Raw genomic sequence first — 23,595 nt, forward strand, 5'->3', positions numbered from 1 at the left:
CTCTCGCTAAGGAAAATGGGATCCGCCGCCGCGCCGGAGGGTCGCCCCGGTGCCATATTGGTCATGGGCCCCAGCTCTCGACTCCCAGAAGGGCCGACCTGCCATGTCCGACCTCGCCACCGAGCAGTCCGAACGGTCCGAACGGCCGCAGCCGTCCGAGCGGTCCACGCAGAACGGGCCCGGCGACACCGGCTTCGCCCGGCTCGCCATGGTGACCATCGACTGCGCCGACCCGGTCGCGCTGGCCTCGTTCTACGGCGAGCTGCTGGGGTGGGAGACCAGGCACACGGACGAGAACTTCGCGATCCTGGACAACCCCGAGGGCGGCAGCCCGCTGGGCTTCGGGCGGGTGACCGGGTACCGGCCGGAGCCGTGGACGGAACCGGACGGCAGCAAGCACTTCCACCTCGACTTCTACGTCGACGACCTGGACGAGGCCACCGCGAAGGCCCTCGCGCTCGGCGCCACCGAGCCCGCCTACCAGCACGGCCGCACCCTGCGGGTGCTGATCGACCCGGCCGGCCACCCGTTCGGGCTAGCCCCCCTGGAGTAGCCGCCACACGGGTCGGGCGCCCCCACCCAAGGCCTGGGGACGGTGCGCAGACGGTGTCAGGGGTTGGTGCCGGGATCATGCAGGCCACGTAAAGACCCATCCTGACCTGGGACTTCACGAAAAACGCGAACATTGTGCGACCGCCGGGCAGTGGCTACTCTCCCCGATTGTCAGGGGCACCACATGCCAGGCTCCTCCCCGCGGGACCGCGTTCCCGCTCCGGTGCCCGTTGCCGCGCGCCTTCCCCGGCCAGCTGCGTCCGCCCGCGCCCCGGTGCCCTCAACCCTCGTCCAGGGAGCTCTATTGGGTGAGATCCACCATGCCGACCACGGCTGGGTGACACCGGCGGTCTCGTACTTCGTCGCCTGCCTCGGCGCCTTCGTCGCCCTGCGCAGCGCCCGCTGGGCACTCGTCTCCCAGGGCCGCACCCGGGCCGTCTGGCTGCTGTTCGCCTCGACCTCGCTCGGGGCCGGGATCTGGTCCATGCACTTCATCGCGATGCTCGGCTTCTCCGTGACCGGCGCCGAGATCAGCTACCGGCCCGGGCTCACCGTGCTCAGCCTGCTGGTCGCCGTCACCGTGGTCGGCGTCGGGCTCTTCACCGTCGGGTACTGGCGGCACCGCGCCCTGGCACTGCTGGTCGGCGGGCTGACCACCGGCCTCGGGGTCGCCGCGATGCACTACCTGGGCATGGCCGCGATGGTCCTGCCCGGCCGGCTCGGCTACGACCTGCCCACCGTGGCGGCCTCGGTGGCGATCGCCGTGGTCGCGGCCACGGCCGCGCTCTGGGCCGCGCTGAACATCCGGGGCACGCTCGCCGTGCTCTCCGCGGCGCCGGTGATGGGCGTGGCGGTCTGCGCGATGCACTACACCGGCATGGCGGCGCTCTCCGTCCACCTGGACTCCTCACGCTCCACCGAGGACGGCGTGATGGCACTCCAGTTCGTCTTCCCGCTCGGCGTCGGGCTCGGCTGCTACGTCTTCTTCGGCTCCCTGGCCTTCGCCGTCTCGCCGAGCCGGCCCACCTCCCGGCCCCTGCTGGCCGGTCCGGCCGCCCCGCTGCCCCCGCGCGCCCCCGGGGCCGCGTGGGCCGCGCGCACCCCGGGCGGCCCGGACGGCCAGCCGGCCCCGCAGCGGCGGACACCGCCGGGCGGGGCGACCCGGCGCTGAGGCCGGGTACGGGAGCGGGGCCCGAGCGGGCGTCCGGCCGGGCCCCCCACCCCGGCCGGGCGTCGCCCGAGCCCGCCCCCTGCCGCTACGGCTGCCCGGGCCGCCCGAGCAGCCCCGCCACGTGCTCCGGAGTGGCCACCGGGCAGACCTTGTGCACGAAGTCCCGCCGCAGCGCGTGGTACGGCTCGCCCGCCCGGTAGAAGTTGGCGTGCATCCGGCGCAGCTCCTGCGCCCGGTACTCGGCCAGCGGCTTTGCCTCCTCGTCGGCCGCGCGGCGGCGTTTCTTGTCCACCAGCCTCCCGGTGAGCTCCGGCGAGGCGGCGATCCGGGCCGCCTCGCGGGCCACCCAGCGGCGGAACCCGGCCGCGTCCCCGCCGACCGCGCGGTCCACCAGGCCGATCCGGCGGGCGTGTTCGGCGCCGACCGGCAGCGCCTCGGAGGTCAGCCGCTCGGCCTGCTCGGCACCGACCCGGCGGGGCAGGGTGTACGTCCAGTACTCGGAGCCGTACAGGCCCATCAGCCGGTAGTGCGGGTTGAGCACCGCCGACTCGCGGCACCACACCTCGTCGGCGGCGAGCGCCGCCATCAGCCCGCCGGCCGCCGCGTTCCCGGCCAGCGCCGCCACCGTCACCTTGTCCGTCGTGGTCAGCACCGCCTCGACGAAGTCGTCCATCGCGTTGATGTTCTCCCAGGACTCCAGCGCCGGGAAGGCCGCGCCCTGGATGACGTTGAGCTGGATCCCGTTGGAGTAGAAGTCCCGGGGCGCGCCGAGCACCAGCACCGAGGTCGGCCGCTCGGCCGCCTCCCGGTAGGCGGCGAGCAGCCGGCGGCACTGCTCGGTGCTCATCGCCCCGCCCGCGTAGGCGAATTCGAGGAAGCCGACGTCGCCGTCCTCGTGGTAGCGCAGCTCCGACCAGGTCTCCCGACGGCCCGCCCGCTCCGGGCTCACCGGCACCTCGGGGACCCGGTACAGCTCGTCGGCGAGCACCGTGGCGGCCGGCAGCTTGAAGGTGACCGGCCCGCCGGGAGTGCGGCGCGGGCGCAGCTGCGGTATCCACACCGCGCCGTCCACCGTGGCCCGGCAGATCGCGCCGTCCCGGGTGGCCAGCACCGCACCGGGCACCGGGCCGCGCAGCTCGTCCTCGGGGTGGCCGCCGTGCAGGAAGAACTCCCGCCCGTACAGCTCGTCCAGCACGCCGGGCTGGGAGTCGGCGGCGCGCAGCTTGCGCAGCACGGTGGCGGTGTCGTCCTGCTCCCAGTCGATCCGGCGCGCGTCCTGACGCAGGAAGGGCCGCAGTTCGCCGTGCACGTCCGGCCGGGCGTAGTCCAGCGGCTCGGGGGTGAACAGCCCGCCCTCGTACCGCTGGACGGCCAGCAGGACGGCCTCGACGGCGGCGTCGGCGAGCTCGCCCCGGTACAGCTCGCTCTTGCCGCAGGCGGGGACGGGGAACTCGACGGACGCCCAGATGTCGCCGGCGTCCATCTCCGCGACGGCCTGCAGCACGGTGACACCCCAGCGCTCCGCACCCCCGGTGATCGCCCAGTCGAGCGAGGAGGGGCCGCGGTCGCCCTTGGGCCCCGGATGCACGATCAGGACCGTCCGGGTGGACCAGATGTCCTGCGGGACGGCCTTGGTCAGCATCGGGCAGACGACCAGCTCGGGGTCGGTGCGGACCACCGCCGCCCTCATCTGCTCGTCACCCAGGGCGAGTTGGACCGCGACCTGGTGGCCGCGCTCGCGCAGCTCGGTGTGGACGCGCTGGGTCAGGCTGTTGAACGCGCTGGCGATCAGGAGAATGCGCAAGGAGGGCCTCCGGCGGGAACTGGGGTCGCGCGCAGGCGATGAAACCAGGGCATGGACACGTAATGATTACGGTCCGTGCCTGGGCGCCCTACTCTCACGCACCCCGCACACCTGTGCCCCGCGTTTCGCCGGATCTCCCCAAGTCCCCGTTCCGGTGGCGTACCCTCTGCCGCCGCGCCCCGACCCCGTCCCGCTCGGCGCGCGACGCCCGGCTCAGCGCGGGAACGCCCGGCGGGCCCGCCAGGTGGTGTGCTCCCGGGAGACCGCGTCCTCCGCGTCGGCGGCCAGCCGGGCCCAGCGCGCCTCGGCGTCCGGCGCCCGCAGGTCGAGGTCGGACAGCTGGTTGCCGACGTTCTCCAACTCGCGCGCGGCCAGCTGGTAGGCGGCGGCCAGCGGGCCGAGCTGCTTGAGCTGCGTCCAGGCGATGATCGCCGCGGCCGCGGCCGAGGTGGCGCCGAAGACGTGCACCGGCAGCGCACCGGTCGCCTGGGCGACGGCCGCGGCGGCGCCGACGATGATCAGCACCGCGATGCCGAGCCCCCAGGAGACCGCCTGGGAGTCACAGGCCTCGGCCCGGGAGCGATACCAGGTGCGCTGGCCCTCGACCCGGGTGCGCAGGTAGAAGGTGCGCCGGGCGGTCAGGCTCTCAGCACGCTGCCGGCGCATCTCCGGGGTGATCTCGGCGACGCTGCCGGGCGGCACGATCTCCGGGTCCTCGAAGGCCCGCAGCACGTCCTCGACCTGGAGCAGGTAGCCGCGGTCGACGTCCGCGGACTCGGCCGCACCGTCGAACGGCCGGGCCCGGACGGTGTACTTCCAGGCCAGCGTCTTGACCGACTCGGCCGCCGCCCGGGCCTGGTACCAGCGGCCCTGCGGGTTGCTGCGGCGCAGCCGGGACCAGAAGTAGCCGGCCACCAGGAACGCGGCCACCGAGAACAGCGGCCAGATGTCGAAGTCACCCTTGTCGTCCGGGCCGGGGAACGACCCGATCACAGCGGCGATCACCAGCATCGCGATCAGTCCGCGGTACCAGCGCAGCGTCTCGCGCTGGCCGTCCAGCGAGGCCTTGTCCGCCGTCCAGAACAGCTCCGGCAGCAGCTGCGCCTCGACACCCCCCGGCGGATCCTGTTGCACCATCGGTCGAGTCCCCTCCCCCTACTCCGTCCACCCAGTATTCCCACCGCCAACTCGCCTACACAGGCACCTTTTTGACAGCTTCCGACGGCCGGTCATTGCCCGGCCGGACGGTAACCGATATAAACGGTTACATGCCGCTGCACTGGAAGCTCGTCATCGACTGCGCCGACCCGCACCGCCAGGCCGCCTTCTGGGCCGCCGCCCTGGAGTACACGCTGGAGGACCACAGCGCGCTGATCACCCGGCTGCTCGCCGCCGGCGCGGTCGGCCCGGAGGCCCTCACCGAGGTGGACGGCCACCCGGCCTGGCGCTCCCTGGCGGCCGTCCGCCACCCCGAGGACCCGTTCGACCCGGCCTCGGACACCGGCCTCGGCCGCCGTGTCCTGTTCCAGGCCGTCCCCGAGCCCAGGCAGGGCAAGAACCGCCTGCACCTCGACGTCCACCCCGGCCCGGGCGAGCGCGAGGCCACCGTCGCCCGCCTCGAAGGCCTCGGCGCCACCGTCGTCCGGCACGTCAGGGAGCCCGGCGGCCAGTGGACCGTCATGCAGGACCCCGAGGGCAACGAGTTCTGCGTCCACTGACCGCGGGGATCGCCGCGCAAGCCCCCGCCGAAACGCCGCGGCCCCGCCCTCCCGAGCGGGAGGACGGGGCCGCGGGGGGCCGTACGGCGTCAGAGCAGGCCGAGGGCCGGCATCAGGTAGTAGAAGGCGAACACCGCCGCCACCGCGTACATGGGGGCGGGGACCTCGCGGCCGCGGCCGGCGGCCAGGCGCAGCACGCAGAAGGCGATGAAGCCCACGCCGATGCCGTTGGTGATGCTGTAGGTGAACGGCATCATCACGATGGTCAGGAAGGCCGGGATCGCGATCGTGTAGTCGGCCCAGTCGATCTCCTTGACCGAGTTGGCCAGGATCAGGAAGCCGACGGCGATCAGGGCCGGGGTCGCGGCCTGGGCCGGGACCATGGTCGCGAGCGGGGTGAAGAAGAGCGCCAGCGCGAAGAGCAGGCCGGTGACGATCGAGGCGAAGCCGGTCCGGGCGCCCTCGCCGACTCCGGCGGTGGACTCGACGAAGCAGGTGTTGGCGGAGGCCGAGGTGGCGCCGCCGGCCGCGGTGGCGATGCCGTCGACCATCAGGACCTTGTTGATGCCGGGCAGGTCGCCCTTCTCGTCCAGCAGGTGGGCCTCGTCGGCCACGCCGAGGATGGTGCCCATCGCGTCGAAGAAGCACGACATCAGCACGGTGAAGACGAACAGCACGCCGGTCAGCACGCCGACCTTCTCGAAGCCGCCGAACAGGCTGACCTTGCCGATCAGCCCGAAGTCCGGCTCGGAGACCGGGTTGCCCGGCCAGATCGGGACGGTGAGGCCCCACTTGAGCGCCGGGACGTCGGCCACCTTGTCGATGATCACGGCGAGCGCGGTGGAGACCGCGATGCTGATCAGGATGGCGCCGGGCACCTTGCGGATCAGCAGGACCAGGGTGAGCGTCAGGCCGATCACGAAGATCAGCACCGGGAAGCCGAGCAGGTGCCCGTTGCTGCCGAGTTGGAGCGGGACGCTGGTCTTGGCGGCGTCCGGGATGCGGCTGACGAAGCCGGAGTCGACCAGACCGACCAGGCTGATGAACAGACCGATACCGATCGCGATGGCCTTGCGCAGGCCGAGCGGGACGGCGTTCATGACCCGCTCGCGCAGACCGGTGGCGACCAGCAGCATGATCGCGAAACCGGCCAGCACGACCATGCCCATGGCGTCCGGCCAGGTCATCTTGGGGGCGAGCTGGAGCGCCACGATGGTGTTGACGCCGAGGCCGGCGGCCAGACCGATCGGGACGTTGCCGATGACGCCCATCAGCAGGGTGGTGAGACCCGCGGTGAGGGCGGTGGCGGTGACCAGCTGGGCGCTGTTCAGGTGCGCCCCGGTGATGTCCGTGCCGCTGGCCAGGATGATCGGGTTCAGCACCAGGATGTACGCCATGGTGAAGAAGGTGGCGACACCGCCGCGGATCTCGCGCGACAGGGTCGAGCCTCGCTCGCTGATCCGGAAGAAGCGGTCGACGGCGCTCGTGGGGGGCTGCGGTGCGGCGTCGGCGGGTTCGGGCGACTCGGTGGTCGGCTGGACCACAGGCATGCGTGCGTCCTCTGTGGGGGAGCTGAGGAGAGGGAGGGGGACGCCCGGGGCGTCGGTGGCCGGGCGCAGATCCTTAAGTATGGTTTCCCGATCGCACACGCGCTATCTTCGCGCGTAGAGCCTGCACGGGGTCACAGCGCCCGCAAAGCCGCCCACCGCACCGTACGCTAGGCCCCATGCCCAAGACGCCACTGCACCCCTCGCCCCCTCCGCTGGAGGCCAACGACGTCGCCATCGTCGGCGGCGGCACGGTGCTGTGGTTCATCGCCTTCCTCGCCCTGCTCCCCTTCCAGGGCACCCTCTCGGCGCACGGCCACGGCACCTGGCCCTGGATCTGCCTCTCCGGCGGCCTGCTCGGCCTGCTCGGCGTCTGGTACTGCCGCGCCCGGCGGGCCGCCATCGCCCGCAGCCGCGCCGCCGAGGCGGCCGAGCACACCGACGAACACACCGCCGAACGCACGGCCCGGGGCAACGGCCGGAACCCGGCCACCCAGTCGGACTGAATAGTCCTTTAGTAGCACGCATCGGTCATAAGGCACCCGTAGAGTCGGTGCCATGACGCAGCCTGCCCAGCCAGCGGAAGAGCGGCCGACCGACGGAAACCACCCGGACGGAGCACACCCCCTCGGCCTGCTGCCCGGCCGGCGCGGCGGCCTGAGCACCGCCGAAGTGGCCGAACGGGTCGCCAAGGGCCAGGTCAACGACGTCCCGGTCCGGTCCAGCCGGTCCACCCAGGAGATCGTCCGGGCCAACGTCTTCACCCGCTTCAACGCGATCATCGGCGTGATGTTCGGGATCATCCTGATCGTCGGTCCGATCCAGGACGGCCTGTTCGGCCTGGTCATCGTGGCCAACACGGCGATCGGCATCATCCAGGAGCTGCGCGCCAAGAAGACCCTGGACAGCCTGGCCCTGATCGGCGAGGCCCGCCCGCAGGTCCGCCGGGACGGCGTCGTCCAGCAGATCGGCGTCTCCGAGATCGTCCTCGACGACACCGTGCTGCTCGGCATCGGCGACAAGGTGATCGTGGACGGCGAGGTCACCGAGGCGGACGGCCTGGAGATCGACGAGTCGCTGCTCACCGGCGAACCCGACCCGGTCCTCAAGCAGCCCGGCGACCACGTGATGTCCGGCAGCTTCGTGGTCGCCGGCGCGGGCGCGTTCACCGCCACCAAGGTCGGCCGCGAGGCCTACGCGGCCCAGCTCGCCGAGGAGGCCAGCAAGTTCACCCTGGTGAAGTCGGAGCTGCGCACCGGCATCGACAGCATCCTGCGGTTCATCACCTACCTGCTGATCCCCACCGCCCTCGGCCTGATCATCAGCCAGCTGGCCGTCGAGGGCCGGGACTGGCGCGAGGCCGTGCGGCGCATGGTGGCCGGCATCGTGCCGATGGTCCCCGAGGGACTGGTGCTGCTGACCTCCGTCGCCTTCGCGATCGGCGTGGTCCGGCTCGGCCGCAAGCAGTGCCTGGTCCAGGAGCTCCCGGCGATCGAGGGCCTGGCCCGGGTGGACACCGTCTGCCTGGACAAGACCGGCACCCTCACCGAGGGCGGCATGGACGTGGTCGACCTGCGGGTGCTCTCGAACGGGGAGCCCGCCGCCGTCGACAAGGACACCATCAAGCACGCACTGGCCGTGATGGCCGGCGCCGACGCCCGCCCCAACCCGTCCATGCAGGCCGTCATCGACGCGTACGGGCGCGGCGACGACGACGCGGAGGGCATGCCGAAGAGCGGCTGGCGGGTGATCGAGGCGATGCCCTTCTCCTCCGCCCGCAAGTGGAGCGGCGTGCAGCTGCTGGAGCCGCAGGGCGGCGAGGCCAGCTGGCTGCTCGGCGCCCCCGACGTCCTGCTGCCCGCCGGGCACCCGGCGCTGGCCGAGGTGGACGAGCTGGGCGCCCGGGGCCTGCGGGTGCTGCTGCTGGGCCGCACCCCCGTCCCGCTGGACTCCCCCGACCCGGCGGCCGACCTGACCCCGCTCGCCCTGGTGGTGCTCCAGCAGCGGCTGCGCTCGGACGCCGCCGAGACCCTGCGCTACTTCGAGGGCCAGCAGGTCCGGGCCAAGGTCATCTCCGGCGACGCGGCGGTCTCGGTCGGCGCGGTGGCCGGCCACCTGGGCCTGCCCGGCGCCGACCACCCGCTGGACGCCCGCACCCTGCCCGCCGACCCGCAGGAACTCGCCGAGACCGCCGACCGGACCAGCGTCTTCGGCCGGGTCACCCCGCAGCAGAAGCGCCAACTGGTCGGGGCGCTGCAGTCCCGCGGCCACACCGTGGCGATGACCGGCGACGGCGTCAACGACGTGCTCGCGCTCAAGGACGCCGACATCGGCGTGGCGATGGGCACCGGCTCCGACGCCACCAAGGCGGTCGCCCAGATCGTGCTGCTGAACGACTCCTTCGCCACGCTGCCGTCGGTGGTCGCCGAGGGCCGCCGGGTGATCGGCAACATCGAGCGGGTCGCCTCACTCTTCCTGGTGAAGACGGTCTACTCGGTCCTGCTGGCACTCCTGGTGATCTTCACCCACTCGCCGTACCCCTTCCTGCCCCGGCACTCCACCGTGCTGTCCTCGCTGACCATCGGCGTGCCGGCCTTCTTCCTCGCGCTCGCCCCCAACAACGAGCGGGCCCGCACCGGCTTCGTCAAGCGCGTGCTGCGGCTGGCGATCCCCGGCGGCGCCATCGCCGGCACCGGTACCTTCGTCGCCTACACGCTCGCCCGCACCAACCACGCGACCGACCTCAAGGCCGACACCAGCGTGGCCACCCTGACGCTGTTCCTGATCGCCATCTGGGTCCTCGCCATCGTCGCCCGCCCGTACACCTGGTGGCGCCTGCTGCTGATCGGCGCCATGGGCGGCGCCTTCGCCCTGGTCCTGCTGGTCCCCTCGCTGAAGAGCTTCTTCGACCTCTCCCTGGTCGGCTTCCGCGACCCGCTGACGGGCGTCGCCATCGCCGTGGTCTGCGGCATCGCCCTGGAGATCACCTGGCTCGTCATGAAGCGCCGCGGCCTGGAGTGACGCGCCCGGCAACCGGGCACACCGCAACGTGACAAACCCCCGCGCGCAACCGATGATGGCCCCGGAAGGGGGTGCCGGGTGGCGCGCAGGGGTGGGGAGTTGGAGGCGTTCATCGCCTTCCTGGGCGGGTTGCTGGCGGCCGGGTCGGCCGCCCTGGCGATGGCGGTCGTCGGCGTGGCCGTCCGGCCGACGCCCGCACTGCGGACCGCCGCGCTGGTGACGCTCGGCGCGATCTGGCTGACCGCCACCACCACCGTCTACTGGCGGCTGCGGGCACGCACCCGCTGAGCCCGGCAGGCACGCACCCGCCGGGTCCGGCCGGTGCGCGCCGCCGCGCTCAGCCCTCGAAGTCGCGGGCGGCCGAGAGCTCGTAGGCGCGGTCGGGCTCGCTGAGGGCGGCCAGCACCTCGAAGCGGCGGTGCCACTGTCCGACCGACCAGGCCAGCCCGGCGGCGAGGCCCTCCGGGGTGGCCGCGTGCAGCAGGCCGGGCACCGGCGGGACCTCGAACTCGTCGTCCTCGTCGCCGGCCTCGGCCAGCTCCGGGTCGTACGGCGGCTCCGGGGTGTCCGCCCCGGTGTCCCAGCGCCAGTCCACCGCCGCCTCGCCGCCGTCCGGCCCGACGACCAGCAGCTCCTCGTGCTCCTCGTAGGCGACCGGGCAGCCGGGCAGCAGCTCCCGCACCACCGCCGGAACCCGGTGCAGCACGCCCTCGGAGAGCACCCGGCCGCCCGCCACCTCGCTGGCCAGCGACACGTGCAGCCGCTCGGCGAGGTCGGCGGCCAGCGCCGGGGCGACGGGCAGCAGCGGGTACGGGTGCAGCAGCTGGACCAGGTCGGGGGCGTCGGCGACGACCGCCTCGGTGGCGTCCACCACCACGGTGTGGGCCGGCCGGCGCCCGGTGGCCGGGTCCAGTGGCGGCAGCGCCCGCACCACGTCCAGCGGCTCGATCCGCTCCCGGTCCACCCGGGCCAGCGCGGTGTGGATGCCGTGCAGCTGGCGGTGGCCGACCTCGGCGGCCGGGTCGGTCATCCGGTCCAGCACCTCGTCCGGCCCGTGCGGCTCGGCGAGCAGCGCGGCCAGCGTGGTGCGCACCCCGAGCGCGTGCAGGAACTGGTCGTCCAGGGTGGTGCGGGCCTCGTCGTACAGGCCGCGCAGCAGCGGGTCGGCCCCGGCGGCGCGCAGACCGGCCGGCTCGCGGCCCGCCAGCACCGGGTGGTCGCGCAGCCACCACGCGGTGTACGGCGGCAGGTCGGCGTACGAGCCGTCCGGCAGCAGGGTGCGCACCGGATCGACCACGGCGTCCCGGTAGGGCGGGCGGGCCAGCGCGGCGAGCGCCTGCGGCCAGGCGTCGTCGTCCACCAGGTCGAGGTCGCGCACGGCCAGCAGCTCGGCGGCCACCGGCGGGACGCCGACCGCCTCGTCGGCCTGCAGCGCCTCCAGCGCGTCCTCGGCCCACTCGGCGAGTCCGTCCGGCGCCTCGTCCAGCAGGCCGGTGGGGTGGCCGCCGGCCGCGCGGTCGGCCGGGACGGTGGGGTCGAGCCGCTCCAGGTCGTCCGGGTCGAGCACCACGTCCTCGGCGCGCACCAGGACGAAGTCGGCCAGCACGCCGACGGCGGCGAGCACCTCCGGCCCCCAGCGCTCCAGCAGTTCGTCGTCCACCCAGCCGGCGTCCTCCTCGCGGGCGAGCGCGGCGAACGGGCTTCCGGGCAGCACGAGTTCGCCGGCGCGGGCGGGCTCGCCCTCGTCATCGAGCAGCGCCAGCCGGGCCAGCCAGGGGTGGGCGCCCGGCTCCGGGGCGGCGGCCTTCACCAACGCCAGGACGGCGTCGGCGAGTTCGAGAGCCGCGTCCAGGTCGTCCTCGGCCAGCTCGTAGGAGCGGGCGACGGCGGCCCGCACCTCGGGAGTGTCCAGCACCCCGGCCGGGGTGGCGGTGCCGGCGCCGAGCCTGGCCAGCAGCGGGTGGGCGGCCTCGGGGTGGGCCAGCCGCAGGTCGAGCGCGGCGAGCGCGCCCGCGAGCGACTCGGGGTAGCCGGGGAAGGCCGCCCAGTCGGCGTCCTCGGAGGGCAGCAGGACGCGCCGCGGCCCGGTGACCGTCCGCCCGTCCGCGAGCGGAACGGGCAGCGCGCCGAGCGCCTCCGGATCGGCGGCGCCGAGCGCCGCGTACAGGTTGCGCCACCAGGCGGGCTCGCGGTCCAGGCCGCCGAGCTGGTCCACCACCTCGGCCAGCGGCACCCGGCGCACGTTCAGCACCCGCAGCTCGGTGCGGCGCTCCAGGCCGGCCGGCAGCAGCCCGGGGAAGATCGGCGCGAGCGCCTCGACGACCGAGCCGTCCGCGCCCTCCAGCAGCGTCGCGTCCCGGGGCCGCAGGGCGGGCGTGCCCTCCTCGACCGGCGCCGGGTGCGGCAGGAACGGCGTGCCGGGCAGCCGGGAGAGCACCGCGGCGCGCAGCGCGTTGTCCAGCGCGCCCCGGCCGAGCGGGGCCGGGACGAGCCGGAGCGAGCCGAGGTCGGCGCCGCGGGCGCGCAGCAGCTCGGCGTAGCTGTCGGCGGCGCGCTCGGTGAGGAAGTCGGCCAGCGGACCGGGGGCGACGTGCCGGCGGGTGGAGTCCAGCGGGTAGGAGGCGATCAGCAGCGCGGGCAGGCCGACCGGCTCGTCGCTGGGGGTGGGCGCGTGCAGCACGGAGGCGGATCCGGGCCGCTGCGGGGCGCCGTCCGGGCCGACCGGGACGGCCCAGGTGACCGTCCAGTACGGGCGGGCGCGCTCCTCGGTGGGCCGGTCGACCAGCAGTTCGGCGCAGAGCGTGCCGGAGGCGCCGGCGGTCTGCCAGACCGTATGCCGCAGCCGGCCGCCCGTGTCGTCGGTGACGGTGACCTCGGTGACCCCGTCCGGGCCGGTCTCGGCGGCGGCCCGGGTGAGCGTCCGGGTGCCGTCCGGGGTCTCCACCACGACCTCGCGCAGGCCGGGCAGGGTGAGCAGCAGCGCGTCGTCGATCCCGTCCAGCAGGCGGCGGGTCAGGTCCTCGGCGGCGGCGTCCCGCAGCGGCAGCACGACCACCGTGTCGTAGTCCGCCGGGGCCGGACCCTCGGCCGCGAACGGCAGCCGCAGCAGCGGCACGTGGCCGTCCCGGCGGCGCAGCTCGTCGGCCAGCTCGGGCTGCGCCCCGGCCAGCGCCCGGGCCTCGCCGAGCGACCAGCGCACCCCGCCGGTGGCGCTCAGCACGGCGGGCTCGTCGGTGACCGCGAGGACGGCGGCGAAGCCGACCCCGAACCGGCCGACGGCGGGCTCCTCACCGCGCTTGGAGGAGGCGCGCAGGGTGGACAGCGACTCGACGGCGGCCGCGTCCAGCGGGGCACCGGTGTTGGCGGCGGCGAGCACGCCGTCGGCGAGGGTCAGCCGCAGCCGGCCGGGGCCGTGGCCGGCCCGGACCGCGGCGTCGGCCGCGTTCTGCGCCAACTCGACCACCAAGCGGTCCCGGTAGCCGCCGAGCGCCAGCTCCTCCTCGGCGTTGGCGTCCTCCCGGAACCGGGCCGGCGAGGCGGCCCAGGCGTCCAGCACCCGCCGGCGCAGCGCGGCGCTGCCGAAGGGGTCCGCGAGGTGCTCGTCCGTGCCGCTGCCGATGATCCGAGGTTCCACTGGACCTGCCGCCTTCCGCTGCCCTGTTCGTCGTAGGGCATTCTTCCCTGCCCCACTGACTGCTCCCGACCACGGACCGTCGCCCACGGCCCGACGGGCGGCCGCGAAGGGGCCCGGAAAGCACCGCGGCCCGCGCCGGTCGGTCACCGGGCGGGCCGCGGAAGCCTGGGGCCTGAAGACGGGCCCCCCGGGGCTCAGGAGTGGCCGAGCTCCTCGGCCGGGGCGTCGGGTTCGACGGAGCCGGAGGCGCGGTCCGGGTGCAGCGGGAGCGGCTCGACCACCAGCTCGTCCAGGATCAGCTCGGACGGCGCCGGCGGAGCCGGGATGACGGCCGCCTCGGAGTGTCCGCCGCAGCCGTACGCGAAGGAGACGATCTGGCCGTCGGCCGGGCCGAACTCGTTGCCGCACACGCCGAAGGCCTGCCCGAGCGAGCCGCCGATCGGGATCAGGAAGCCGCAGCTCGCGCACGAGGCCGGGGCGGCCTGCGCCATCGCGGTCTGCGAGCCGTGGGACTTCTCCCAGCGCTCGGCGGCCAGGTGCATGCCGAGCCGGGAGAGCACCCGGCTGCGGCCGAGGCCCAGCTCCTCGGCGACGGCGTTGATCCGGGCGCGGGCCGGGGCGGGCTGGACGTGCGGGTCGGTGACGACCAGGTCCTCGTCGTCCGCCAGGGCGACCGCGGAGTTCGGCGCGGGCTCGTCCTCGCCGCTCCAGCCGGGCTCCAGCCGAAGGTCGTCGGCGCCGGTGGGCAGCAGGTCGCCCGGGCCCATGTCGCCGGGGCGCAGCCGGTCGCTCCACGGCACCCACTCGGGGGCGAGGACCGCGTCGTCGCCGGGCAGCAGCACGACCTCGTCCAGGGTGACGTTCTTGGCGCGCGGCGCACGGGCGACGGTGACCGCCCAGTGCCAGCCGCGGTAGGCCGCGTCCAAGCACTCGAAGGTGTGGGTGACGACGCGGTCGGCGTCCGCCTGGACGCCGAGGTGCGGCCCGACGGCCTCCGCCCCGACGGCCTCCTCGGCTGCCCGGCGGGCGAGTTCGACGGCCTCGGCACAGAGCCGGTCGGGGGTACGGCTTCGCATCGCAGCACTCACGGCGTCGATTCTCTCCCAGTTCTTCTGTCGCCCACGGCGTGTTGCCTGTTCCGTCGCGGCTTGGTGTCCCTCGTCCATTCTGCGCGACCGGGAGCCCCCTCGGGTACCGTCCGCGCCGCTCGACCGGCCTGCCGGCGCCCCGGCGCCCCGGCGGGTCGACCCTGGGCAGGCTACCCGCCGGTCGGTGCCCCGGCACAGTCCGGGGCGGACACGGCCGTTCCGGGGCCGCGCCGAACGGAGTCCGGTCCCGCGTCGGCTCGGCGATTCTGGGGCAGGATGGGCTTGTGGCGGACCATGACCCGTCGCAGCACGTACTGCGCGCCCCGCAGGCCGGCAGCCCCGACCGGACGGACGCCGTGCTGCGACAGCAGCCTCCGGTCCCCGGCGCGGACGAACCGCAGCCGGCGGACGCCCCCGAGGCGTCCGCGGCCCCCGTGGACCTGCACAAGGCCGTGGCCCTCGACGCCCCCGACCGGGCCCTGCCGGAGCCGGACGAGGAGGAGGCCCCCGAGCCCCGCCGGCACTTCCTGATCCGCACCGCCTCCGCCGCCGGCTCCCGCACCGGCAAGGTGGTGCACGGCACCGGCCGACGGATCCGCCGGGCCACCTCCGCCGAGGGCGCTGGCGAGTCCGGTCTCGCGAAGCTGATCGAGCTGCACGCGCTCAACTCCTTCGGCGACATGCTGATCACCGTCGCGCTGGCCTCCACCATCTTCTTCTCGGTGCCGACCGGCGAGGCCCGCGGCCGGGTCGCGCTCTACCTGCTGATCACGATGGCCCCGTTCGCCCTCCTGGCCCCGGTGATCGGCCCGCTGCTGGACCGCCTTCCGCATGGCCGCCGGGCGGCCATGGCGATGGCCATGCTGGCCCGCGCGGTGCTGGCCTGGACGATGGCCGGGGTGATCGTCGGCGGCGGCATCGCGCTCTACCCGGCGGCGCTCGGCGTGCTGGTCGCGTCCAAGGCGTACGGCGTGGTGCGCAGCGTGGTGGTGCCCCGGCTGCTGCCGAGCCGGCTGTCCCTGGTGAAGGCGAACTCCCGGGTCACCCTGGCCGGGCTGCTGGCCACCGGCGTGGCGGCCGGGGTGGGCGGGCTGCTGCACCTGATCGGGCCCGGCTGGCCGCTGCGCGGCGCCTTCCTGGTGTTCGTGGTCGGCACCCTGATGGCCTTCCACCTGCCACCCGCGGTGGACTCCGCCAAGGGCGAGCAGCGCGCCGTCCTGCACGGCGAGGTGCACGACGAGGTGCACGACGAGGGCTCGCACCTGGTCCACCGCAGGCCGCCGACGGTCAAGGCCTCGCTGCGCACGGTCGGCCCCTCGGTGATCCTGGCGCTGCGGGCGATGTCGGCGATGAAGTGGCTGGTCGGCTTCCTGGTGATGTTCCTGGCCTTCCTGCTGCGGGAGGAGCCGATCGGCGGGCTGCAGCCGACGGCGGCGCTCGGCCTGGTGGCACTGGCCGCCGGGACGGGCAACGCGCTGGGCTCGGTGCTCGGCTCCTGGCTGCGCACCCGGGGCCCGGAGGCGACGGTCACCGCGATGCTGCTGATGGCGACCTGCGCGACGGCGTCGGCGGCCCTCTGGTACGGCGTGGTGACGGTGGTTCTGGTCGCCGGGGTGGCCGGGATGGCGGCCTCGCTGGGCAAGCTCTCGCTGGACGCCCTGATCCAGCGGGACGTCCCGGAGACGGTGCGGACCTCGGCGTTCGCCCGTTCGGAGACCCTGATGCAGTTGTCCTGGGTGGCCGGCGGCGCGGTCGGCATCCTGCTGCCGCTGAACGGGAAGGTGGGCCTGTCGATCGCCGCCGGGGTGGTCGGCCTGGTGCTGCTGTGGACGCTGCACTCGCTCTTCCGGGTGGGCCTGCGGCGGCACCCGACGGCACCCAGGGTGGCCTGACCGGAGCGGGCCTGCAACACGCGGTGCCGACCCCCGCGTCGCGTGAACGACCAGGCCCGGTAGATTCTGACGTATGAGCCTCAATTCCCGTGCCATCGCCGCCCTCGGCGCCGTCGTCGTGGTCGGCGCCGCCACGGTGGGCACCTCCGTCGCCATCGCCGCCGGCCAGACCGAGCACATCTCCCACCAGGCCACGCTCACGGTCGGCAACTCCTCGGTCGTCGCGCAGCCGCTGTGCTGGAACGGCGGCAGCCCGCTCACCGAGGACCAGCAGCAGCAGTGCCAGGAGGACGCGACCAAGGCCCTGAAGGCCGGCACGCTGCCCTCCTCGGACGTCGTGGGGAGCGACCGGGTCGGCGTCGGTGTCTCGCCGAACGTGGCCGACACGGGCTGGTGGGCCTTCACCAACGGCGGCTCGGCCAACCAGGGCGGCCGTTACAGCATGTTCTCGGCCTCCAAGGGCCAGACCTGGTCCGGCGCCCAGGCGGCGGGCAAGCTGCTGAACTCCAGCGGCAAGACCGTGGTGACCGTGGTCGAGGGCGACCCGAACCAGGAGGCCCCGATCGCCGTCTGGTACTTCCAGCTGAACAGCAAGGACAACAGCTGACGGTCCCGCGATGACCGCGCACGCCGTCACCGACGGCCAGGGCGAGCAGTCGGGCCCCGCACGGGCCCGGCTGCTCGTCGTCGTCGCGGTGGCCGCCGAGGCCGAGGCCGTGCTGCGCGGCCTGCCCGGCGGGGCCACCGCGCTGCCGCTGCCCGGCGGCACTCTGCACCGGGCCGAACAGGTGCCGGTGGACGTGCTGGCCGCCGGGGTCGGCCCGGCCGCCTCCGCTGCCGCCGCCTCCGCCGCGCTGGCGGCCCACCCGTACGCCCTGGCCGTCTCGGCCGGGATCGCCGGCGGCTTCGCCCCGCACGCCCCGGTCGGCGCCACCGTGCTGGCCGACGCGATCGTGGCCGCCGACCTCGGTGCCGAGACCCCCGAGGGCTTCGCCGACGTCACCGAGCTGGGCTTCGGCACCGTCCGGCACACCCCGCCGCCGGCGGCCGTCGCGCTGGCCGCGCAGGCACTGGGCGGCCCGGGCCTCGCCGTCGGCCCGGTGCTGACCGTCTCCACCGTCACCGGCAGCGCCCGGCGGGCCGCCGAGCTGGCCGCCCGCCACCCGGGCGCCGCGGCCGAGGCGATGGAGGGCTTCGGCGTGGCCGAGGCCGCCGCCCGGTACGGCGTGCCGGCCCTCGAACTGCGCACCGTGTCCAATCCGGTGGGCCCGCGCGACCGGGCCGCCTGGCGGATCGGAGAGGCGCTGGCCGCCCTGGAGCGGGCCTTCGCCGCGCTGCCCGTCCACGAACTGGCTGCCTGGCCACGAAACGATCGAGGAGGCCGGCCGTGGCTGAACGGCTGAGCATCGCGTACTCGCCCTGCCCGAACGACACCTTCGTCTTCCACGCCTGGGCGCACGGCCTGGTGCCCGGGGCGGACGCCCCCGAGGTGACCTTCGCCGACATCGACGTCACCAACGGCCTCGCCGAGCGCGGCGAGCTGGACGTGCTGAAGATCAGCTACGGCGCGCTGCCCTGGGTCCTGGAGCAGTACGCCCTGCTGCCCTGCGGCGGCGCGCTGGGCCGCGGCTGCGGCCCGCTGGTGCTCACCCTGCCGGGTGTGGGCTCCCCCGCCGACCTCGCCGGGAAGACCGTCGCGGTGCCCTCCGAGCGCTCCACCGCCTACCTGCTGTTCCGGCTCTGGGCGGCGAAGGCGGTGCCGGGCGGCTTCGGCGAGATCGTCGTCCTGCCGTTCCACGAGATCATGCCCGCCGTCCGGGACGGCCGGGTGGACGCCGGTCTGGTGATCCACGAGGCCCGCTTCACGTACCGGCAGTACGGCCTGCACAGCCTGGCCGACATGGGCGAGGCCTGGGAGCAGGAGACCGGTCTGCCGATCCCGCTGGGCGCGATCGTCGCCAGGCGCTCGCTCGGCGCCGAGCGGCTGCGGGCGATCGGCGACGCGATCCGCGCCTCCGTGCGGCAGGCCTGGGCGGACCCGGCGGCGAGCCGCGAGTACGTGCTGGCGCACGCCCAGGAGATGGACCTGGACGTCGCCGAGCAGCACATCGGGCTGTACGTCACCGAGTTCACCGAGGACCTCGGCGAGGAGGGCTACGCGGCCGTCCGCGCGCTGCTCACCCGGGCCGCCGCGGAGGGGCTGGTGCCTCCGCTCGACCCGGGTGCGCTCACGTTCGGGTGATCCCTCCCGACTTCGGGTGATCCCTCTCCCGACGCCTCAGACGTCGAACTGGTCGGCCACCGCGCGCAGCAGGCCGGCCAGCTTCTGGCCGGTCGGCTTGGCGGGGTAGCGCCCGCGCTGGAGGCCGGGCAGCACCGCGTCCAGCGTGGTGATCAGGTCCTGGACGATCGGCGCCATGTCGTCGGCGCTCCGGCGCTGGGCGGCGGCCACCGAGGGCAGCGCGTCCAGCAGCTGCACGGCCATCGCCTGGTCCCCGCGGTGCCCGGCGACCACGCCGAACTCGACCCGCTGGCCCGGCTTCAGCGACGTGACACCGTCGGGCAGCGCCTTGGTGTGGACGAAGACGTCGCCGCCGTCGTCGCGCGACAGGAAGCCGAAGCCCTTCGTCTCGTTGAACCACTTGACCTGGCCGGTGGGCATCTCGAACAGTCCTCGAATGGGTGTGAGGGATCCCGGCCCTGGCCGGGGATCACTGGGTGGTGGGGAAAAGGCGGCCGACCTCGGCTCGGCGCCCGTGGGCGCTCATGGTCGGCACGCGGTCAGGAAGCAGACTAACGGTCCGTCACTGCCTCATCCGCGTTCCGCGAGGGATCCGCGTTCCGAGGCCCGTTCGGGGCGGCGGCGGGAACGGGATCTCGCGGTCACGGGCAACCCGGCACTGGCACGGCCGGGGCGCGGCTCCGCGCGGTCCATCGGCTCACACCCCCCGGGTCTGAGGACGCGGGGCGCACCTGTAGCGCCCCTCGGCACCCCGTGCATACCCCCGCTCAACAGGGATCAAAACGTTCAGCTGCCGGGAAACTGCGCAACGTGACCGGGCCGCTCCGGTGGGCCTCCCCGGCGGCCGCTCTGCCAGACTGGGGGCAGTTCCGACCGGCCCGTAGGAGTGAGCAGACGTGAGCAGCCAGAGCGCCGACCCCGGCGACGTGTACGTCAAGGCCGGGGCGATCGTCTTCGGTCTCGGCGCACTCGCCACCCTGGTCACCTTCGTCCCGCTGTTCCTGCACCTGACGCCGCTGCCGACGGCCGCGTACTGGCTGAGCATGCTGATGCCGGCCGGCTTCCTGGCCGCGCTGACCGGGCTGCTGCTGAACGCGCGGGCCCAGCGCCGCCGGGTCGGGCCCTGAGGGCCGCCGCGGCCGTGGTCTAGCCGCGCTCGGCCAGGTGCCCGGCGAGCCAGTCCGGGAAGCCTGTGAGGTCCGCCAGCACCACGTCCGCGCCCGCCTCGCGCAGCTCCTCCGCGCTGTACGGGCCGGTGGGCACGCAGACCGCGACGGCGTCCGCGTGCCGGGCGCCCCGGATGTCGCCGAGGTGGTCGCCGACGTAGACGCTCGCGCCGTGCTCGCGCAGCGCCTCGCCCTTGGTCTCCGCCCACAGGTCGCCGATCACGGCGTCCACGGCCAGCCCGGCGTGCTCCAGGTGGAGGCGGGCGTTCGGCTCGTACTTGCCGGTGATCACCGCGACCCGGCCGCCGTGGGCGCGGACCGCCTCGACGGCGGCGTGCGCGCCGGGCAGGGCCACGGTCGGGGCGAAGGCGTGGTCACGGTAGAGCTCGCGGTAGCGGTCGGCGACGCGCTCCGCCTCGTCCTCCGGGAACCAGTTGCGGATCTCGTCCAGCAATGGCGGGCCCAGCCGGGTGACCACCAGGTCGGCGTCGACGTAGGTGCCGGTCTCGGCGGAGAGCGCCAGGTAGGTGGCTCGGACACCCGGCCGGGTGTCCAGCAGCGTCATGTCGAGGTCGAAGCCGACGGTGAGCTGAGCGGGTGGCGTCGCGGGCATGCCGCCAGGCTACCCAACAGGTGCCGCGGCCACGAGGCAATTTGCCCGGGCTTCGCAGCTGAACTTAGGTTTACCTGAGTTGTCTGCGGAGAGGGCCCATGACCGACACCAGCGCACCGCCCGGTGCGCCCCGCGCGCCGTACCGCGCGCCGCGGCGCCGAATACTGTGGCTCGCCGCCGCACTCGCCGTCCTGGCCGCCGCGGTGCTGCTGAGCCTGGCGGTCGGCAGCCGGACCATCCCGTTCGGCGACACGCTCGACGCCCTGCTGCACGGCGGCGACACCGCCGACGCCGTGGTGATCCGCGAGCTGCGGGTGCCGCGCACCGTCGTCGGGCTGGCCGTCGGCGCGGCGCTCGGACTGGCCGGGGCCGTCATGCAGGGCCTGACCCGCAACCCGATCGCCGACCCCGGCATCCTCGGCGTCTCCCAGGGCGCGGCGGCCGGCGTGGTGGTCGCCATCTCCGGCTTCGGCGTCTCCACCCTCACCGGGTACGTCTGGTTCGGCTTCGTCGGCGCGGTGGTCGCCACCGTGCTGGTGTACGGGCTCGCCGGGCGCGGCCGGGGCGGGGCCACGCCGGTCAAGCTGGCGCTGGCCGGCTCGGCGACGTCCGCCTTCATCGCCTCGCTCAACACCCTGGTGCTGACCACCGACGCGGCCACCATGGACCAGTTCCGCTTCTGGCACGTCGGCTCGCTCTCCGGACGGACCTCGGACGTGGCCTGGCAGCTGCTGCCGTTCCTGGCCGTCGGCACGGTGCTGGTGGTCGCGGTGGCACGCGGACTGGATGCGCTCGCGCTCGGCGACGACACCGCGAAGGGGCTGGGCGCCAGGACCGGCCTGGTCCGGGCCGTCGGCGCGCTCGGCGCGACCGTCCTGACCGGCTCGGCGGTCGCGGCGGCCGGCCCGGTCGCCTTCGTCGGCCTCGCCGTTCCGCATGCGGCCCGCGCGGTGGCCGGCGCCGACCACCGCTGGATCCTCGCCTTCTCCGCCGTCCTCGGCCCGGCGCTGCTCCTGCTCGCCGACACCCTCGGCCGGGTCCTGTTCCCCCCGTCCGAGGTCCCGGCGGGCGTCATGACGGCCCTGGTCGGCGTCCCGGTGCTGGTGGCCCTGGTCCGCCGCCGGAAGGTGGTGGCGGCATGAGTTCCGTCCCCGGCACGGGTTCCGTCCCCGGCACGGGTTCCGTCTCCCTGCGGGGCTACTCCGTCGTCCGGGCCGGGCGGGCGTCGTTCCTGGTGCACCGGCGCTCGGTCGCCGTCACCGTCGGGCTGCTGGTGGCGCTGGCGGCGACGGTGGTGGCCTCGCTCTGCCTGGGCGAGTCCACCGTCCCGCCGGGCGAGGTGGTCAAGGTGGTGCTCGGGCAGCCGAGTCCGCACGAGCTGGTGGTCGGCGAGTTCCGGCTGCCCCGGGTGGCGGTCGGGCTGCTGGTCGGCCTGGCACTCGGGCTGGCCGGGGCACTGATCCAGACCGTCGCCCGCAATCCGCTGGCCAGCCCCGACGTGGTGGGCGTGACCTGGGGCGCGACCGCGACCGTGGTCGGCCTGATGGCGTACGGCGTGGTCGGCTCGACCGGTCAGGCCCCGTACGCGGCGGTGGCCGGCGGCCTGGTGGCCGGGCTGCTGGTGTACGCGCTGGCCTGGCGGCGCGGCCTGCACGCGCAGCGCTTCGTGCTGATCGGCATCGGGATCAGCGTCGCGCTGTCGTCCCTCACCTCCGTCTTCCTCACCAAGGGCGACGGCTTCCAGGCCCAGGCCGCCAAGGTCTGGATGACCGGCAGCCTGAACGGCGCCGGCTACGACCAGGCCGGCTGGCTCGCCCGGGTGCTGCTCGCCGCCCTGCCGGTCGCACTGTGGGCGGCCCGCGCCCAGCGGTCGATCTCCTTCGACGACGCCACCGCCGTCGGCCTCGGCCTGCGCCTGGACCGGATCCGCCTCGGCATGGCGCTGCTGGGCATCGTGCTGGCCTCGTGCGCGGCCGGGGCCGCCGGGCCGGTGGACTTCGTCGCGCTGATGGCCCCGCAGATCGCGCTGCGGCTGGCCCGCTCGGCGCAGGTCCCGCTGTTCTGCTCGGCGCTGACCGGCGCGCTGGTGGTGGTCCTCGCCGACCTGATCGCCCGGCGGCTGCTGGCCCCGACCGAGCTGCCGGTGGGCGTGGTGACCGGCATGGTCGGCGCGCCGTACCTGATGTGGCTGCTGATCCGATCCCGCCGTGGAGGTTCCTGATGTCCGCTCACCGTCTGGAGGCCCGGGGCCTCACCCTGGCCTACGAGGCGCGCACGGTCGTCGAGGACCTGGACGTGGCCGTCCCGGACGGGCGGGTGACGGTGATCGTCGGCCCGAACGCGTGCGGCAAGTCGACCCTGCTGCGGGCCCTCGGCCGGCTGCTGAAGCCGGTCCGGGGCGCGGTGCTGCTGGACGGCGAGGAGCTGGCGCGGATCCCGACCAAGCGGATCGCCCAGCGGCTCGGCCTGCTGCCGCAGTCGCCGACCGCCCCCGAGGGCATCTCGGTGGCGGACCTGGTCGCGCGCGGCCGCCAGCCGCACCAGAGCTGGTGGCAGCAGTGGTCGCCGGAGGACGAGGCGGCGGTCGCGGAGGCGCTGGAGCGCACCTCCACCGCCGAGCTGGCCGAGCGGAGCATGGACGAGCTGTCCGGCGGCCAGCGCCAGCGCGCCTGGATCGCGATGGCGCTCGCCCAGGGCACCGACATCCTGCTGCTGGACGAGCCGACCACCTACCTGGACATCGCGCACCAGGTGGAGGTGCTGGACCTGGTCCGCCGGCTGAACGTCGAGCGCGGCCGGACCGTCGTCGCGGTGCTGCACGACCTCAACCAGGCCGCCCGGTACGCGGACCACCTGGTGGCGATGCGGGACGGCCGGGTGGTGGCGCAGGGCCCGCCCGGGGACGTGGTGACGGCCGAGCTGGTGCGGCAGGTGTTCGGGCTGGACTCGGTGGTGGTGCCGGACCCGGTGACCGGCACGCCGCTGGTCGTGCCGGGTGCCCCGTGGGCGGCGCGGGAGGCGGCGGCGCGGGCCTGAGGGGGCGCGGGCCCGCGGGGGCTGGGAGCGCGCTCGGCGGCGCTCCCCCGCCTGACGGAACTCACACTTAACGGAACTTTAGCCACCATTTCGGACATAATCGACGGCACC

General features: G+C 74.6%; 21 protein-coding genes. 14 read left to right on the top strand and 7 right to left on the bottom strand.

Annotation, left to right across the window (positions count from 1 at the left end; genetic code table 11):
- The first annotated feature begins 103 nt into the window (after window positions 1–103).
- Complete coding sequence (locus ACIRRH_RS23545; protein ID WP_363390269.1) at window positions 104–553, top strand: VOC family protein; 450 nt, start codon at window positions 104–106, stop codon at window positions 551–553.
- Between the two features lie 303 nt (window positions 554–856).
- Window positions 857–1,723 carry an MHYT domain-containing protein gene (locus ACIRRH_RS23550; RefSeq protein ID WP_403070681.1) on the top strand — a complete coding sequence of 289 codons (867 nt, stop codon included), beginning with the start codon at window positions 857–859 and terminating at the stop codon, window positions 1,721–1,723.
- Window positions 1,724–1,808: 85 nt separating this feature from the next.
- Here the strand turns inward: ACIRRH_RS23550 and ACIRRH_RS23555 are convergent, their stop codons facing one another.
- On the bottom strand, window positions 1,809–3,527 hold the full coding sequence (locus ACIRRH_RS23555) for an enoyl-CoA hydratase-related protein (protein WP_403070684.1): 1,719 nt from the start codon (window positions 3,525–3,527) through the stop codon (window positions 1,809–1,811).
- Window positions 3,528–3,740: 213 nt separating this feature from the next.
- On the bottom strand, window positions 3,741–4,664 hold the full coding sequence (locus ACIRRH_RS23560) for a DUF4231 domain-containing protein (RefSeq protein ID WP_403070687.1): 924 nt from the start codon (window positions 4,662–4,664) through the stop codon (window positions 3,741–3,743).
- A 131-nt stretch (window positions 4,665–4,795) separates the two neighbouring features.
- Here ACIRRH_RS23560 and ACIRRH_RS23565 point away from each other — a divergent pair, with 131 nt between their 5' ends.
- Window positions 4,796–5,245 (top strand): VOC family protein, encoded by a 450-nt coding sequence (locus tag ACIRRH_RS23565; RefSeq protein ID WP_403070690.1) that lies wholly within the window; start codon window positions 4,796–4,798, stop codon window positions 5,243–5,245.
- A gap of 89 nt (window positions 5,246–5,334) precedes the next feature.
- On the opposite strand, the gene ACIRRH_RS23570 is transcribed toward ACIRRH_RS23565, so the two are convergent.
- Window positions 5,335–6,795, bottom strand: coding sequence for an NCS2 family permease (locus ACIRRH_RS23570; protein WP_403070693.1), 1,461 nt, complete (start codon window positions 6,793–6,795; stop codon window positions 5,335–5,337).
- A gap of 176 nt (window positions 6,796–6,971) precedes the next feature.
- Here ACIRRH_RS23570 and ACIRRH_RS23575 point away from each other — a divergent pair, with 176 nt between their 5' ends.
- The 3 genes from ACIRRH_RS23575 to ACIRRH_RS23585 all read left to right on the top strand — a co-directional run bounded on the left by ACIRRH_RS23575 (window position 6,972) and on the right by ACIRRH_RS23585 (window position 10,101).
- Window positions 6,972–7,298 carry a DUF2530 domain-containing protein gene (locus tag ACIRRH_RS23575; protein WP_403070695.1) on the top strand — a complete coding sequence of 109 codons (327 nt, stop codon included), beginning with the start codon at window positions 6,972–6,974 and terminating at the stop codon, window positions 7,296–7,298.
- Window positions 7,299–7,350: 52 nt separating this feature from the next.
- Window positions 7,351–9,813 (top strand): HAD-IC family P-type ATPase, encoded by a 2,463-nt coding sequence (locus ACIRRH_RS23580; protein ID WP_403070698.1) that lies wholly within the window; start codon window positions 7,351–7,353, stop codon window positions 9,811–9,813.
- Window positions 9,814–9,891: 78 nt separating this feature from the next.
- A complete protein-coding gene (locus tag ACIRRH_RS23585; RefSeq protein ID WP_403070701.1) occupies window positions 9,892–10,101 on the top strand; it encodes a hypothetical protein in 210 nt (69 codons plus the stop codon).
- A gap of 49 nt (window positions 10,102–10,150) precedes the next feature.
- On the opposite strand, the gene ACIRRH_RS23590 is transcribed toward ACIRRH_RS23585, so the two are convergent.
- Window positions 10,151–13,447: a sacsin N-terminal ATP-binding-like domain-containing protein gene (locus ACIRRH_RS23590; protein WP_403070704.1), complete on the bottom strand. Its 3,297-nt coding sequence runs from the start codon at window positions 13,445–13,447 to the stop codon at window positions 10,151–10,153.
- 194 nt (window positions 13,448–13,641) lie between these two features.
- A complete protein-coding gene (locus tag ACIRRH_RS23595; RefSeq protein WP_403070937.1) occupies window positions 13,642–14,523 on the bottom strand; it encodes a DUF3027 domain-containing protein in 882 nt (293 codons plus the stop codon).
- A gap of 491 nt (window positions 14,524–15,014) precedes the next feature.
- Here ACIRRH_RS23595 and ACIRRH_RS23600 point away from each other — a divergent pair, with 491 nt between their 5' ends.
- From ACIRRH_RS23600 to ACIRRH_RS23615, 4 genes are all read left to right on the top strand, one after another.
- A complete protein-coding gene (locus tag ACIRRH_RS23600) occupies window positions 15,015–16,427 on the top strand; it encodes an MFS transporter (RefSeq protein WP_403070940.1) in 1,413 nt (470 codons plus the stop codon).
- Between the two features lie 73 nt (window positions 16,428–16,500).
- Window positions 16,501–17,034: a hypothetical protein gene (locus ACIRRH_RS23605; protein WP_403070707.1), complete on the top strand. Its 534-nt coding sequence runs from the start codon at window positions 16,501–16,503 to the stop codon at window positions 17,032–17,034.
- A 10-nt stretch (window positions 17,035–17,044) separates the two neighbouring features.
- Complete coding sequence (locus ACIRRH_RS23610; RefSeq protein ID WP_403070710.1) at window positions 17,045–17,830, top strand: futalosine hydrolase; 786 nt, start codon at window positions 17,045–17,047, stop codon at window positions 17,828–17,830.
- Window positions 17,815–18,669, top strand: coding sequence for a 1,4-dihydroxy-6-naphthoate synthase (locus ACIRRH_RS23615; RefSeq protein WP_403070712.1), 855 nt, complete (start codon window positions 17,815–17,817; stop codon window positions 18,667–18,669). The genes ACIRRH_RS23610 and ACIRRH_RS23615 overlap by 16 nt, the downstream gene beginning before the upstream one ends.
- A gap of 36 nt (window positions 18,670–18,705) precedes the next feature.
- Here the strand turns inward: ACIRRH_RS23615 and ACIRRH_RS23620 are convergent, their stop codons facing one another.
- Window positions 18,706–19,089, bottom strand: coding sequence for a cold-shock protein (locus ACIRRH_RS23620; RefSeq protein ID WP_188300873.1), 384 nt, complete (start codon window positions 19,087–19,089; stop codon window positions 18,706–18,708).
- A gap of 476 nt (window positions 19,090–19,565) precedes the next feature.
- Between ACIRRH_RS23620 and ACIRRH_RS23625 the strand changes: the two genes are divergently transcribed.
- Window positions 19,566–19,796 carry a hypothetical protein gene (locus tag ACIRRH_RS23625; RefSeq protein ID WP_360494711.1) on the top strand — a complete coding sequence of 77 codons (231 nt, stop codon included), beginning with the start codon at window positions 19,566–19,568 and terminating at the stop codon, window positions 19,794–19,796.
- A 19-nt stretch (window positions 19,797–19,815) separates the two neighbouring features.
- Here ACIRRH_RS23625 and ACIRRH_RS23630 read toward each other — a convergent pair whose 3' ends face one another.
- Window positions 19,816–20,448: an HAD family hydrolase gene (locus ACIRRH_RS23630; RefSeq protein WP_403070717.1), complete on the bottom strand. Its 633-nt coding sequence runs from the start codon at window positions 20,446–20,448 to the stop codon at window positions 19,816–19,818.
- A 98-nt stretch (window positions 20,449–20,546) separates the two neighbouring features.
- Between ACIRRH_RS23630 and ACIRRH_RS23635 the strand changes: the two genes are divergently transcribed.
- From ACIRRH_RS23635 to ACIRRH_RS23645, 3 genes are read left to right on the top strand one after another with little or no spacing between them, the layout of a single operon-like run.
- Window positions 20,547–21,590, top strand: a complete 1,044-nt coding sequence (locus tag ACIRRH_RS23635; RefSeq protein WP_403070720.1) for a FecCD family ABC transporter permease — start codon at window positions 20,547–20,549, stop codon at window positions 21,588–21,590.
- Complete coding sequence (locus tag ACIRRH_RS23640; protein ID WP_403070721.1) at window positions 21,587–22,669, top strand: FecCD family ABC transporter permease; 1,083 nt, start codon at window positions 21,587–21,589, stop codon at window positions 22,667–22,669. Before ACIRRH_RS23635 ends, ACIRRH_RS23640 begins: the two co-directional genes overlap by 4 nt.
- On the top strand, window positions 22,669–23,484 hold the full coding sequence (locus ACIRRH_RS23645) for an ABC transporter ATP-binding protein (protein WP_403070724.1): 816 nt from the start codon (window positions 22,669–22,671) through the stop codon (window positions 23,482–23,484). The genes ACIRRH_RS23640 and ACIRRH_RS23645 overlap by 1 nt, the downstream gene beginning before the upstream one ends.
- Window positions 23,485–23,595 lie beyond the last annotated feature (111 nt).

Origin of the sequence: Kitasatospora sp. NPDC101235 (genome assembly GCF_044767505.1) — a bacterium.
Lineage (GTDB): Bacteria > Actinomycetota > Actinomycetes > Streptomycetales > Streptomycetaceae > Kitasatospora.

Excerpts from the sequence above, each read along its gene's own strand:
- ACIRRH_RS23545 (WP_363390269.1), top strand. The coding sequence starts at position 104 with ATGTCCGACCTCGCCACCGAGCAGTCCGAACGGTCCGAACGGCCGCAG.
- ACIRRH_RS23560 (WP_403070687.1), bottom strand. The coding sequence starts at position 4,664 with ATGGTGCAACAGGATCCGCCGGGGGGTGTCGAGGCGCAGCTGCTGCCG.
- ACIRRH_RS23565 (WP_403070690.1), top strand. The coding sequence starts at position 4,796 with ATGCCGCTGCACTGGAAGCTCGTCATCGACTGCGCCGACCCGCACCGC.
- ACIRRH_RS23570 (WP_403070693.1), bottom strand. The coding sequence starts at position 6,795 with ATGCCTGTGGTCCAGCCGACCACCGAGTCGCCCGAACCCGCCGACGCC.
- ACIRRH_RS23575 (WP_403070695.1), top strand. The coding sequence starts at position 6,972 with ATGCCCAAGACGCCACTGCACCCCTCGCCCCCTCCGCTGGAGGCCAAC.
- ACIRRH_RS23580 (WP_403070698.1), top strand. The coding sequence starts at position 7,351 with ATGACGCAGCCTGCCCAGCCAGCGGAAGAGCGGCCGACCGACGGAAAC.
- ACIRRH_RS23595 (WP_403070937.1), bottom strand. The coding sequence starts at position 14,523 with ATGCGAAGCCGTACCCCCGACCGGCTCTGTGCCGAGGCCGTCGAACTC.
- ACIRRH_RS23605 (WP_403070707.1), top strand. The coding sequence starts at position 16,501 with ATGAGCCTCAATTCCCGTGCCATCGCCGCCCTCGGCGCCGTCGTCGTG.
- ACIRRH_RS23610 (WP_403070710.1), top strand. The coding sequence starts at position 17,045 with ATGACCGCGCACGCCGTCACCGACGGCCAGGGCGAGCAGTCGGGCCCC.
- ACIRRH_RS23620 (WP_188300873.1), bottom strand. The coding sequence starts at position 19,089 with ATGCCCACCGGCCAGGTCAAGTGGTTCAACGAGACGAAGGGCTTCGGC.
- ACIRRH_RS23630 (WP_403070717.1), bottom strand. The coding sequence starts at position 20,448 with ATGCCCGCGACGCCACCCGCTCAGCTCACCGTCGGCTTCGACCTCGAC.
- ACIRRH_RS23635 (WP_403070720.1), top strand. The coding sequence starts at position 20,547 with ATGACCGACACCAGCGCACCGCCCGGTGCGCCCCGCGCGCCGTACCGC.
- ACIRRH_RS23640 (WP_403070721.1), top strand. The coding sequence starts at position 21,587 with ATGAGTTCCGTCCCCGGCACGGGTTCCGTCCCCGGCACGGGTTCCGTC.
- ACIRRH_RS23645 (WP_403070724.1), top strand. The coding sequence starts at position 22,669 with ATGTCCGCTCACCGTCTGGAGGCCCGGGGCCTCACCCTGGCCTACGAG.